The sequence below is a fragment of the Rhodoferax sp. U2-2l genome, assembly GCF_020594515.1.
In the GTDB taxonomy this organism is placed as follows: Bacteria; Pseudomonadota; Gammaproteobacteria; order Burkholderiales; family Burkholderiaceae_C; genus Rhodoferax.
This window is the reverse complement of record NZ_JAJCTH010000004.1, coordinates 60,594-72,521: the sequence shown is the minus strand read 5'-3', so window position 1 is coordinate 72,521 and position 11,928 is coordinate 60,594. Positions and strand designations below refer to the sequence as shown.

Annotated in this window: 10 protein-coding genes; 7 read left to right on the top strand and 3 right to left on the bottom strand. The window is 65.3% G+C overall.

The annotated features are described in order from the left end of the window. Nucleotides 1–3: 3 nt before the first annotated feature. The 5 genes from LHU53_RS04895 (at nt 4) to LHU53_RS04875 (ending at nt 4,793) form a co-directional block, all read left to right on the top strand. Nucleotides 4–1,446 (top strand): wax ester/triacylglycerol synthase family O-acyltransferase, encoded by a 1,443-nt coding sequence (locus LHU53_RS04895; RefSeq protein WP_227330968.1) that lies wholly within the window; start codon nt 4–6, stop codon nt 1,444–1,446. Nucleotides 1,447–1,448: 2 nt separating this feature from the next. After that, nucleotides 1,449–2,354, top strand: a complete 906-nt coding sequence (locus LHU53_RS04890; protein WP_227330967.1) for an alpha/beta fold hydrolase — start codon at nt 1,449–1,451, stop codon at nt 2,352–2,354. Between the two features lie 60 nt (nt 2,355–2,414). Further along, on the top strand, nt 2,415–3,308 hold the full coding sequence (locus LHU53_RS04885; RefSeq protein ID WP_227330966.1) for a D-hexose-6-phosphate mutarotase: 894 nt from the start codon (nt 2,415–2,417) through the stop codon (nt 3,306–3,308). Between the two features lie 137 nt (nt 3,309–3,445). Continuing rightward, nucleotides 3,446–3,925, top strand: coding sequence for a bacteriohemerythrin (locus tag LHU53_RS04880; RefSeq protein WP_227330965.1), 480 nt, complete (start codon nt 3,446–3,448; stop codon nt 3,923–3,925). A gap of 130 nt (nt 3,926–4,055) precedes the next feature. Further along, a complete protein-coding gene (locus tag LHU53_RS04875; RefSeq protein ID WP_227330964.1) occupies nt 4,056–4,793 on the top strand; it encodes a TerC family protein in 738 nt (245 codons plus the stop codon). 60 nt (nt 4,794–4,853) lie between these two features. On the opposite strand, the gene LHU53_RS04870 is transcribed toward LHU53_RS04875, so the two are convergent. The 3 genes from LHU53_RS04870 to LHU53_RS04860 all read right to left on the bottom strand — a co-directional run bounded on the left by LHU53_RS04870 (nt 4,854) and on the right by LHU53_RS04860 (nt 7,823). Further along, nucleotides 4,854–5,975 (bottom strand): alkene reductase, encoded by a 1,122-nt coding sequence (locus LHU53_RS04870; protein WP_227330963.1) that lies wholly within the window; start codon nt 5,973–5,975, stop codon nt 4,854–4,856. Between the two features lie 82 nt (nt 5,976–6,057). Then, nucleotides 6,058–6,663 (bottom strand): methionine biosynthesis protein MetW, encoded by a 606-nt coding sequence (gene metW / locus LHU53_RS04865; RefSeq protein ID WP_227330962.1) that lies wholly within the window; start codon nt 6,661–6,663, stop codon nt 6,058–6,060. Beyond that, nucleotides 6,660–7,823 carry a homoserine O-acetyltransferase gene (locus tag LHU53_RS04860; RefSeq protein WP_227330961.1) on the bottom strand — a complete coding sequence of 388 codons (1,164 nt, stop codon included), beginning with the start codon at nt 7,821–7,823 and terminating at the stop codon, nt 6,660–6,662. Before LHU53_RS04860 ends, metW begins: the two co-directional genes overlap by 4 nt. 240 nt (nt 7,824–8,063) lie before the next feature. Between LHU53_RS04860 and LHU53_RS04855 the strand changes: the two genes are divergently transcribed. Beyond that, complete coding sequence (locus tag LHU53_RS04855) at nt 8,064–9,035, top strand: ABC transporter substrate-binding protein (protein ID WP_227330960.1); 972 nt, start codon at nt 8,064–8,066, stop codon at nt 9,033–9,035. Between the two features lie 12 nt (nt 9,036–9,047). Then, entirely contained in the window at nt 9,048–11,906 is a 2,859-nt protein-coding gene (locus LHU53_RS04850; RefSeq protein WP_227330959.1) for an EAL domain-containing protein, read from the top strand. The last annotated feature ends 22 nt before the right edge of the window (nt 11,907–11,928 follow it).

The window sequence follows — 11,928 nt, the reverse complement described above, 5'->3', positions numbered from 1 at the left end:
CCCATGCCCCGCGCACCGCAACCCACCCTGCGCCAGTTGGGCGAAGCCGATGCCGCGTTCATCTACTCCGACAGCGCGCACGCCAACTCCAATGTGTCGCTGCTGCACATTTATGACCAGAGCACGGCCCCGCACGGCATGGTGCGTTTCAAGCAGATACTGACGCACCTTGAGGCCCGGCTGCACCGGCTGCCGGTGCTGCGGCAAAAAGTGATGCGCGTACCGCTGGACCTGGACTACCCGTATTGGGTGGAAGACGAGAACTTTGACCTTGAGTACCACGTGCGCCACATGGCGCTGCCCAAGCCGGGTGACTGGCGGCAGTTCTGCATCCAGGCGTCGCGCATCCATGCCCGCGCGCTGGACCTGCAGCGCCCGCTGTGGGAGATGTATGTCATTGAAGGGCTGGACAGCCTGCTGGACCTGCCGCCCGGCAGCTTTGCCGTGCTGCTGAAGGTGCACCACGCTGCGGTGGATGTGGCGCATGAGGCGCAGCTGACCACCTTGCTGCACGACCTGAGCCCCAACCCGCCACCCGCAGCACCGGCGCCGCCGTGGTTTCCCCAGTCGCCACCGGGCCAGCTGGCGCTGATGTGGCGCGCCGGTTTTCATGCGGCCAGCTTCCCGCTGCGTCTGGCGGGCGGCCTCTCGCAGGGGCTGGGGCGGATGGCGCTGAGTATCAAGACGGTGGCCGGGGAGTTCTGGCACCGCCCGAGCGACTTTCCACCCACCCGCTTCAACACCGTGGTGTCGCCACACCGCGTGTTTGACACCCGGCGTTTCCCACTCGACGATGTCAAGCGCATCAGCCGCCGGGTCAAGGGCGCCACGGTGAATGACGTGGTGCTGGCGGTCTGCGCCGGTGGCCTGCGCCGCTACCTGGACCGACAAGGTGAATTGCCAGAAGGCAGCCTGCTGGCCGCCGCCCCCATCACCGTGCGCAGCGCAACCGGTGCCGACAGCTTCTCATGGGTGCGCGTCAGCCTGCACACCGACGAGCCCGATGCGCTGCGCCGCCTCAAAGCCATCCGCGCCACCACCTCGTCGTCGACCCTGCGGGACAAAGCGGCGCGGGTGCGCGGCCTGAGTGATGCCGCCAGCCATGCCCCGGCGCTGGCCATTGCCGCCACCAGCAAGATGATGCGCGCCGCCTCGGCCCGCCTGGGCGACTGGGCCCCGCTGGCCAATTGCAGCATCACCCACCTGAGCGAGCCCGACGCGCCGCTGTACCTGCTGGGCGCGCGGCTGACCTACCTGTCGGCCATCATGCCGATTGCCGACGGCATGGGGCTGGTGTTCTCGGTGACCAGTTACAACGGCATGCTGGTGATCTCGTTCACCGGCTGTTATGAGCAGCTGCCCGACCCCGAGGTGTTGGCCCAGTGCCTGCGGGACAGCTTTCAGGACTATCTGGCGCTGGCGCCTCAACCCAAGGAAACTCTCTGACCATGCGAACCACCGGAACCACACCGATCGAATTTGAGTCGCTGGGCAACCCGGCGCACCCGGCCATCGTGCTGATCATGGGGCTGGGCATGCAGCTGGTGGCCTGGCCCGATGACTTTTGCCAGGCGCTGGTGGCGGGCGGCTACCGGGTGGTGCGGTTCGACAACCGCGACAGCGGCCTCTCGGGCCGCGCCACGGGCGGCGGCGCCTTGGGCCTGTTCAAGGTCATCGCCGGGTCGGTGTTGAAACTGCCGGTGAAAACGCCCTACACGCTGCACGACATGGCCCAAGACACGCTGGCGGTGATGGATGCGCTGCACATCGAGCGCGCGCACATCGTCGGCGTGTCGATGGGCGGCATGATCGGGCAGGTGCTGGCGGCCGAGCATCCGCAGCGGGTGCTGAGCCTGACCTCCATCATGTCGACCAGCGGCCACATGCGCCTGCCGCAGCCTAGCCTGAAGGTGCGCCGGGTGCTGATGAGCCGCCCGGCCAACCCGAAGGATCTGGAATCGGTCACCGACCACCTGGTGCATGTGCTGCAAGTCATTGGCAGCCCGGGCTACCCGGAACCCGCACCGGCACTGCGCGCGCGCGTTCGCCGCGGTGTCTTGCGCGCCTACATCCCGGCGGGCACCAACCGCCAGGTGATGGCGGTGATTGCCAGCGGTGACCGGCGGTCCTTGCTGCAGCGCATCCACACCCCCACCCTGGTCATCCACGGCCGTGACGACCCGCTGGTGCCGCTGTCCGGTGGCCAGGACACGGCCAAACACGTGCGTGGTGCGAAACTGCTGGTGATCGATGGCATGGGCCACGATCTGCCCACCGCGCTGCTGCCCCAACTGGCCAGCGCGATTCTTCAGCATTGCAACACGGCACCGGTCGCCAGTCCACGCAAAATCTAGATTCTTTGCTATCTTTTCAAGATTTTTTTCCTCTACCCTGACCCAACGGACCTCATCACCATGACCTCAACCCTTGACACCCTGAACACCGCCTTTGGCATCCCCAACACCCTGCACTTCACCGAAGTCAAACCTGGTTTTGTGGTGGCCGAGATCACCACCCCGCTGGCCAGCGCCAGCGTCGCCCTGCACGGCGCGCACGTGCTGAGCTGGCAACCCGCGGGGCAGCAGCCGGTGATCTGGGTCTCGAAAGCCGCTTTTTTTGAGCCCGGCAAGCCGGTGCGCGGTGGCGTGCCGGTGTGCTGGCCGTGGTTTGGCGCGGTGCCCGGCAAAACGCTGCACGGCTTTGTGCGCACCATGATCTGGCAGGTGCGCGGCGCCGAGCTGGACGCGACCGGCCAGCTGGTGCTGCGTTTGGGGTTGACCGACGACGCCACCACCCGCGCCGTGTGGGACCACGCCTTTGACCTGGAACTGGCGGTGACCGTGGGCAGCACCCTCGCCCTGGCACTCACCACCCGCAACACCGGCGATGCGCCCTTGAGCATCACCCAGGCCCTGCACAGCTACTTTTGCACCGCTGACATCACCCAGACCACCGTGCAGGGGCTCGACGGCACCCCTTACCTCGACAAGGTGCAAAACTTCGCCGTCTGCCAGCAAAGCGGCGACGTGACGTTCAGCGGTGAAACCGACCGCATCTACACCGACACCACGTCTGACAGCCTGATCCAGGACGGCGCTGGCAGGCGCAGCATCCGCATCGCCAAACAGGGCAGCGCCTCCACCGTGGTCTGGAACCCCTGGGTTGAGAAAGAAAAGACCATGGCTGACATGGCGCCCGGTGAACACCGGCAGTTTCTGTGTGTGGAAACCTGCAACGCCGGGTCGGATGCGGTCACGATTGCGCCCGCCATGACCCACACCCTGGCCGCGACGATCTCGCTGGTGTGACGCCCTCCAGCGCCGTTGGCCTGGCCCCCGGCGCCCGGGTTGCGCGGCGCGGCCCAAGGGGGTGTTGCGCCGGGCACGGGCAGGGGCTGAGGTAGGATTTGCCCATAACAACCGTCCGTTGGAAAGGCAAACATCGCATGACTGCAGATCTCCAAACCAAAAAGGCGCCGTTCGTCATTGAATGGCGTGACGGCTTCAAAATCGGTATTGCGCAGGTCGACCAGGAGCACCGGCACCTGTTCACCTTGGTGCGCGCGCTCAACCTCGCATCGGTGGACCACACCGTGGACGAATTGCTGGACTACGTGGTCACCCACTTCTCCAACGAGCAGGAGATGATGGAAAAGAGCGGCTACCCCGCCTTTGAGCAACATCTGAAACTGCATGAAGAGTTTGCCGCGCAGGTGGGTGATTTCCTCGGCAGCGATCAGGCGTGGAGCGAAGAGCGTGTCCAGGACTTGCGCCGGTTTCTGAACAAATGGCTGATCGGCCACATCATGACGCACGACCTGCGCTTCGGCAAATGGCTGGCCAGCCGACCAGTGGTCAGCGCGCCGGTTGCGCCGGTGGTCAGAAAACCCTCCGGTTTTTTTGCCCGGTTGTTCGGCGCCCGATAACAGCGCCAAGCCCACGCCGCCGGGGCGCAGGCGGATGTCAGCCACAGTCTGGGTCTGCCTGTCAGCCCACAAGCCCAAGGGTATTGGTCGGCCTCGGTAGACTCGCCCGCTTTACCCTCACGATCGCGCTATGGAATTCCTGACCGACCCGAACATCTGGATAGCCTTCTTCATGCTTGCCGCCCTGGAAATTGTCCTGGGCATCGACAACATCATCTTCATCAGCATCCTGGTCGGGCGCCTGCCGCCTGAGCAGCGCGACCTGGCGCGCCGCCTGGGGCTCGGGTTTGCCATGCTGTCGCGTATTGCGCTGCTGTTCAGCCTGGCCTGGGTGATGACGCTCACCGAGCCGCTGCTGACCGTGATGGCGCAGGAGATCAGTGGCCGTGACCTGATTTTGCTGGGCGGCGGCCTGTTTCTGCTTTACAAGGCCTCGCATGAAATTTTCATGGAGGTCGAAGCCCATGAAACCAAGGAAGCCAGCGCCGGGGTTGATAGCATCAAAGCCGGTACCGGCGTGTTCTGGGGCACCATTGCGCAGATCGGTGTGGTCGATATCGTGTTTTCGCTCGATTCGGTGATCACCGCCGTGGGCATGGTGGACCAGATCGGTGTGATGGTGGCCGCGGTGATTGCCTCGGTGGCGGTGATGATGTTTGCTGCCAAGCCGATTGGCGAGTTTGTCGACAAGCACCCCTCCATCAAAGTGTTGGCGCTGGCTTTCCTGACCATGGTGGGCACTTTGCTGGTGGCCGAGGCCTTTGACGTGCATGTGCCCAAAGCCTATGTGTACGTGGCCATGCTGTTTTCTTTGACGGTGGAGGCGCTCAACATCCGGGCGCGCACCAAGCGCCTGGCCCGCGGATAAAACGCCAGCCAGCGCTAGTGGCAGGTCAGGCGACGCCAGTGCCTGCCTGCCCGGGCCGGGTCAGTGTTTGCCCAGCGTGGGGTAGTCGGTGTAACCCTTGGCACCACCACCGTAGTAGGTGCTGCGGTCACCTTCAGCCAACTCTCTGCCGTGGCGCAAGCGTTCCACCAGGTCCGGGTTGGCAATGAAGGCGCGGCCGAAGGCGACCAGATCGGCGCCCTCGCGCACCGCTTGTTCGGCTTGGGCTTTGTTCAGGCTGTTGTTGACCATCCAGGCACCCTGGCCACCGGCCGCGCGGTAGGCGCGGCGCAGGCCGGTGTAGTCAAACGGGCGGTCGGAGAGCTCACGCGCGCCGCCGGTGGCGCCTTCGATCACGTGCACATAAGCCAGCTTGAAGGCGGCCAGCTCACGCACCACGTAGTCAAACAGCGGCTGCGGGTCCGGGTCAAACGCGTCGTTGGCCGGGGTCACCGGCGACAGGCGGATGCCCACGCGGCCCGCGCCCACGGCGTCGGTCACGCCGCGCACCACTTCCAGGAGGAAACGGGCGCGGTTTTCGATGCTGCCGCCAAAGTCGTCGCGGCGCTGGTTGGAGCCGCTCTTCAAGAACTGGTCAATCAGGTAGCCGTTGGCGGCATGGATTTCCACGCCGTCAAACCCTGCGGTGTGCACCGCGTTGCGCGCCGCCGCCACGTAGGCGTGCACGATGTCGGGCAGCTCATAGGCTTGCAGCGCCCGCGGCTCGGAGGTGTCGACAAACACCGGCACACCGTCCTTGATCAGCACGGTTTTGGTTTTGGCGGTGATGGCGGACGGTGCCACCGGCGCGGCACCACCGGGCTGCAGGCTGGTGTGTGAGACCCGCCCCACATGCCACAGTTGGCAGACGATTTTGCCGCCCGCAGCGTGCACGCTCTTGGTGACCGGTTTCCAGGCTTCGACCTGCTCTTCGGCATACAAGCCGGGCACATCGGCGTAACCCTGGCCTTGCTGGCTGATGGCGGTGGCCTCACTGATGATCAACCCGGCCGTGGCGCGCTGGGTGTAGTACTCGGCCATCAGCGCGGTGGGTACCGCATCGGGCGCGCGGTTGCGGGTGAGTGGTGCCATGACGATGCGGTTGGCCAAATGCAGGTCCCCGGCGTTCACGGGGTTGAAAAGGGTGGCGGTGGAGTGGGGCATACAAGACCTCTTTGAAACGACAAACAATGGTAGCGCGGGCCACAGCCCTTGGAAAGACAAGACGCCGTGGCGGAGATACGGACTACCGGGACAACTTGTAGACCGAGGTGCCGGCCAGCAGATTGGGGGCGAAACGCAGCACCTCGCCGTCCTGGATGCCAAAGTTGTCCAGCACTTTCAGGCCGCAGGCACGCGCCAGCACCCCCAGATCGGCATGCGTGCCGACGCGGATGTTGGGCGTGTCGTACCACTGGTAGGGCAGCCGTTTGGTCACCGGCATGCGGCCTTTGAGCACGCTCAGGCGGTTGGGCCAATGGGCAAAGTTGGGGAAGGCGACGATGCCAAAGCGACCCACGCGCACGGTCTCGCGCAGCATCACCTCGGCGTTGCGCAGGTTTTGCAGGGTGTCGATCTGCAGCACCACGTCAAACGACGCGTCTTCGAACATCGACAGGCCTTCGTCCAGGTTGAGCTGGATGACGTTGACGCCGCGCTGCACGCAGGCCAGCACATTGGCGTCGTCCAGCTCGATGCCGTAGCCGGTGCAGCCGCGCACTTTTTGCAGGTGCGCCAGCATGGTGCCGTCGCCGCAGCCCAGGTCGAGCACGCGCGCGCCCTCGGGCACCAGTTCGCCGATGCGTTGCAGGGTGGGGCTGACCAGACCGTCAGTCGTGTGGTGGGCGTTCATGGCTGGCCCTCCAGGCTGCGTGAAATATTCTCAAAATAGGAGCGGACCACGTTCATGTAACGCGGGTCGTCGAGCAAAAAGGCATCATGCCCGTGGGGCGCGTCGATCTCGGCGTAACTCACATCGCGTTTGTTGTCGAGCAGGGCCTTGACGATTTCGCGGCTGCGTTTGGGTGAAAAGCGCCAGTCGGTGGTGAAACTCACCAGCAAAAACTTGGCGGTGGCGCGGCCCAGCGCAAGGCTCAGGTTGCCACCGTAGGCGCGCGCCGGGTCAAAGTAGTCCAGCGCCCGGGTGATCAGCAGGTAGGTGTTGGCATCAAAGTACTCGGCAAACTTGTCACCCTGGTAACGCAAGTAGCTCTCGATCTGGAACTCGACCTCTTGGGTGCTGTATTTGTAGGACTGGAGCAGCGTATCGAGCGCCGCCGGGGTGGGGGCTTTTTGCTGGCGGCCAAACTTCTCGTTCATCACGTCGTCACTCAGGTACGTGATGTGGCCAATCATGCGGGCAATGCGCAGGCCGCGCTTCGGGACCGTGCCGTGCTGATAAAAGTGCCCGCCATGAAAATCGGGGTCGGTGACGATGGCGCGGCGGGCCACCTCGTTGAAGGCGATGTTCTCAGCCGTCAGATTCGGCGCGCTGGCAATCACCAGCGCATGGCGCACGCGGTTCGGGTACTGCAGCGTCCAGCTCAGGGTTTGCATGCCGCCCAGGCTGCCGCCCATCACCGCGGCCAGCGTTTGAATGCCTAAAGCGTCGAGCAGGCGCGCCTGGGCGTTGACCCAGTCTTCGACCGTGACCACCGGAAAATCGGCACCGTACACCTCGCCGGTGTCGGGGTTGGTGTGCATGGGCCCGGTGGAGCCAAAACACGAGCCGAGGTTGTTGACACCGATAACAAAGAATTGGTTGGTATCGAGCGGCTTGCCCGGGCCGATCATGTTGTGCCACCAGCCCTCACTCTTGTCCTGGCCCGCATAGGTGCCCGCCACATGGTGCGAGGCGTTGAGCGCGTGGCAGATCAGCACGGCGTTGGATTTGCTGGCGTTGAGCTGGCCGTAGGTCTCAAAGCTCAGGTGGTAGCCGCGCAGACTGGCGCCGCTTTGCAGCGGCAAGGCGGCCTCAAAAAACATCGACTGGGGGGTAGCGATCAATTCCATGTCACAAAAAAACCCGGTAGCGCTAAAGGCAAAACCGGGTTGGCAGGCATCTTTAGCGGAACTTGTTACGCGCCCGCAATTGAAGTCAAATCGGCGCCCGGGCAGTATAGCAATGCCGTCTATGTGCTGCGAGAGTGGGCGGCACAGGGTGCGCACGGGTGCCATCCGGCGGCTGAGGTAGCATCCTTTAAAAAAGCACACACTCGTTGGCGACCCACTTTCGCCCCAGGTAGGAAGCCCATGTCCACTGTTGACCCTGATCGCCGCCTGCTGCTGGCCAGCGCGGCAGGCCTGTCGCTGGCCACTTTGAGTGCCTGTCACCGGCCTGAGCCGTTGGTGCGCCTGGCCGGTAACGCCTGGGTGGGCTGCGCGCCGCTGTTTCTGGCCCGCGAGCTGGGCTATTTCAGCCACACCAAAATCCGTTTGCTGGAGCTGCCCTCCAATTCCGCCAGCCTGATGGCGCTGGCGTCTGGTCAGGTGGAGGTGGCTGCCCTCACGCTCGATGAGGTGCTGGTGGCCACCGAGGGGCAGCTGGACCTGCAGGTGATCATGGTGTTTGACGAGTCGGCCGGGGCCGACGTGGTGATGGCGCGCCCGGGCATCACCCGGCTGGAACAGCTGCGGGGGCGGCGCATCGCGGTGGAAAGCACGGCCAGCGGCGCCCTGATGTTGGCGCGCACGCTGGAAGCCGCCAGGCTGCGCCCGCAAGACGTGGTCAAGGTGCCGCTGGCCGGGGCGCCGCAGGTCAGCAGTTATGCCAGTGGCGACGTCGATGCGGTGGTCAGTTTTGAGCCGTTTGCCACGCAGCTGGCCCGGCTGGGGGCGGTGCGGCTGTTGGACAGCCGCCGTTTTCCGGGCGTCATTGTGGACGTGCTGGCCGCCCGTTCACAGGCCCTGGCGGACTCGCCAGGGCAGTTCAGGCAACTGCTGGCCGGGTATTTCCAGGCGCTGGAGCGGTTGCAGAAGTCACCCCAACAAAGCGCTGAGCTGATGTCGCCAGCCCTGGGCATCAGTGCGGGCGAGTTGCTGGCCGCCCTGCAAGGGGTGCACATGATGACCCTGGCCGACAACCACCGCTTGCTGGGGGGCACGTCGCCCGGCTTGCGCCCGATGGCGCAGGGGGTGGCTGACCTGATGCTGCGCTCGCGTCTGCTCACCACCCGCCCCCGCCTGGACACGCTGACCGATGCCCGGTATTTACCCGCTGCCTGACTGGAGAACCCGATGCCCCGCCCCCCGAGTCTGAAATGGTCGCTGCCCCTGGGCTTGGCGGTGGTGCTGCTGATCTTCACCACCATGGCCACCTGGAACAGCCTGAGCACCCGCCAGGACAGCCTGAAACAGACGGCGCGCCAGGACCTGCTGGAACAGGTTTCGCATCTGGCGCGCATGGCCGAGCAGGGCCTGCAGACCAGCCCCACGCTGGTGGCGTCTGACCTGGGCCAGCTCAGCGCCGACCCGCGTGTGGCGGTGGCGCTGATTCTGGACGAACAGGGCCAGGTGGTGATGTCGCAGCGCAAGGCCTGGACCGGCCTGCCCGCCAGAACCGTGCTGCCCGAATTTGACGACGTCTGGCGGCTGCAAGTGCTTGGCGGGCGCTTGCCGCAGCTGCGTAGTTCGGACGATGGCCTGCGCATCACTGGCCTGCAGCCATTTGAGCTGCCTGCCGCCAGCAACGAGGTGCGCAGCTTGCGCCGAGGCGCGGTGTTCCTCCAGATGGACCTGCACGACGCCTGGGTCGAGGCCCGCTACAGCGCCCTGCTGTTGCGCCTGCCCGGCCTGATCACCGCCCTGCTGGTGCTGCTGGCGGTGGGCGCGCTGTTGCACCGCTTTGTGAGCCGGCCACTGCAAACCCTGGCCGACGCCGCCGGGCGGCTGCAACAGGGGCAACTGGGCAGCCGTGCCGCCGTGCAGGGCCCGCAGGAGATTGCCATGCTGGCGCGAGACTTCAACGCCATGGCCCAAGCCATCGAAGACGCCCAGCAGGCGCTGGTGACCAGTGAGCAGCGCATGGCTACCACCCTGCAGTCGATTGGTGACGGGCTGATTGCCACCGACACCCGGGCCCGCATCACGCTGATGAATCCGGCCGCCGAGCGTTTCACCGGCTGGACGCTGGCGCAGGCGCGCGGGCTGGCGATCTCCGATGTGTTTGTGATCGAGAGCGCCCTTACCGGCCTGCCTGCCGAGATCCCGGTGAAACGGGTGCTGCTGGAGGGCACGGTGCTGGGCCTGGCCAACCACACGGTGCTGGTGGCGCGCGACGGCACCCGGCGTGACGTGGCCGACTCGGCCGCACCCATCCGCAACGCCCACGGTGTCATTGAAGGCGTGGTGCTGGTGTTTCAGGACGTCACCGAGTCCTACCGCATGCGCCGCGCGCTGGCCGACAGCGAGCAACATTTTCGCAGCCTGGCCGACAACGGCCAGGCGCTGATCTGGACCGCCGGGTTGGACAAGAAGTGTGACTATTTCAACAGCGTGTGGCTGCGCTTCACCGGCCGCACGCTGGCGCAGGAGCTGGGCGACGGCTGGTTGGAAGGGGTGCATCCGCAGGAACTGGCACGCTGTATGGCCACCTATGTGGCTGCGTTTGACGCGCGCGAATCGTTCGCCATGGAATACCGCCTGCGCCACGCTAGTGGCGAGCACCGCTGGATTCTGGACCAGGGCAGCCCGCGTTTTGACAGCGCGGGCCGGTTTCTGGGGTATATCGGGCACTGTCTGGACCTCACCCAGGTCAAGCAGGCCGAGGCCCAGGTGAAGCATCTGGCCTACCACGACGCGCTCTCCGGCCTGCCCAACCGGGCGCTGTTCCAGGACCGGCTCAACCAGGCCACGGCGGCAGCGCGGCGCTGCCAACGGTTTGGCGCGCTGATGTTTGTGGATCTGGACCATTTCAAACAGATCAACGACGTGTATGGCCACGCACTGGGCGATGCCGTGCTGAAAGAAGTGGCCAGCCGCCTGCAGTTTTACCTGCGCCAGGAAGACACCGTGGCCCGCCTGGGGGGCGACGAATTTGTGGTGCTGCTGCCCGCGCTGGGGGCGGAGGCCGACGGCGCCGCCACGTTGGCGCGCGCCGTGGCCGACAAGATCCGCCTGGCACTCGAGGCCCCGATGCTCATCGACGGCACCAGCTACCACACCGCGGCCAGCATGGGCGTCACCTTGTTCCCCAAAGGTGACGAGTCGGTGGATGACCTGATGCGCGAGGCCGACATCGCCATGTACCGCGCCAAGGAAAGTGGCCGCAACGCGATCTCGTTCTTCCAGGCCGACATGCAGCACAGCGTGACCCAGCGTTACGCGCTGGAGCAAGAGTTGCGTGAAGCCGTGGCGCAGCAGGCGTTTGAGCTGCACCTGCAGTCGCAGGTGGACGCCCAGGGCCGGGTGACAGGTGCCGAGGCGCTGGTGCGCTGGCGCCACCCCACCCGCGGGCTGGTGGCACCGGCCACCTTCATCCCGCTGGCCGAAGCGTCGCGCCTGATCCTGCCGCTGGGTGACTGGGTGCTGCAGCAGGCCTGCGCGGTGATTGCCCGGCTGGACGCGCGCGGGCACAGCCTGCACATCGCCGTCAATGTCAGCCCGCTGCAGTTTGCGCAAGCCAACTTTGTGGCCCGCATCCGCGACATCCTCAGCACCACCGGCGCCGACCCGACGCACCTGACCTTGGAGATCACCGAAGGCCTGCTGGTGGAGCACCTGACCGAGACCATGGGCCGCATGGCCGAGCTGGCGGATTTGGGCATCCGCTTCTCGATCGACGACTTTGGCACCGGTTATTCGTCGCTGTCGTACCTGAAGCGCCTGCCGCTCTACGAGCTCAAGATCGACAAGAGTTTTGTCCAGGACGTGCCCGACGACCCGAACGATGTGGCGCTGGTCGAGACCATTCTGGCCATGTCGCGCCACCTGCATCTGAATGTGGTGGCTGAAGGCGTGGAGACGGCGGCGCAATTTGAATTCCTCAAAAGCCGGGGCTGCACCCGGTTTCAGGGTTACCACTTTCACCGGCCACAACACCACCACGACTGGTTGGCGGCATGGCTGGGCACGCTGGCGGAGCGCTCACCTGCATGACAGCAAACCCACCCCAAAGCTG

What these genes read in the sequence shown, in the direction of transcription:
- LHU53_RS04895 (WP_227330968.1), top strand. Translation starts at nt 4, where the DNA reads ATGCCCCGCGCACCGCAACCCACCCTGCGCCAGTTGGGCGAAGCCGAT.
- LHU53_RS04890 (WP_227330967.1), top strand. Translation starts at nt 1,449, where the DNA reads ATGCGAACCACCGGAACCACACCGATCGAATTTGAGTCGCTGGGCAAC.
- LHU53_RS04885 (WP_227330966.1), top strand. Translation starts at nt 2,415, where the DNA reads ATGACCTCAACCCTTGACACCCTGAACACCGCCTTTGGCATCCCCAAC.
- LHU53_RS04880 (WP_227330965.1), top strand. Translation starts at nt 3,446, where the DNA reads ATGACTGCAGATCTCCAAACCAAAAAGGCGCCGTTCGTCATTGAATGG.
- LHU53_RS04875 (WP_227330964.1), top strand. Translation starts at nt 4,056, where the DNA reads ATGGAATTCCTGACCGACCCGAACATCTGGATAGCCTTCTTCATGCTT.
- LHU53_RS04870 (WP_227330963.1), bottom strand. Translation starts at nt 5,975, where the DNA reads ATGCCCCACTCCACCGCCACCCTTTTCAACCCCGTGAACGCCGGGGAC.
- metW (WP_227330962.1), bottom strand. Translation starts at nt 6,663, where the DNA reads ATGAACGCCCACCACACGACTGACGGTCTGGTCAGCCCCACCCTGCAA.
- LHU53_RS04860 (WP_227330961.1), bottom strand. Translation starts at nt 7,823, where the DNA reads ATGGAATTGATCGCTACCCCCCAGTCGATGTTTTTTGAGGCCGCCTTG.
- LHU53_RS04855 (WP_227330960.1), top strand. Translation starts at nt 8,064, where the DNA reads ATGTCCACTGTTGACCCTGATCGCCGCCTGCTGCTGGCCAGCGCGGCA.
- LHU53_RS04850 (WP_227330959.1), top strand. Translation starts at nt 9,048, where the DNA reads ATGCCCCGCCCCCCGAGTCTGAAATGGTCGCTGCCCCTGGGCTTGGCG.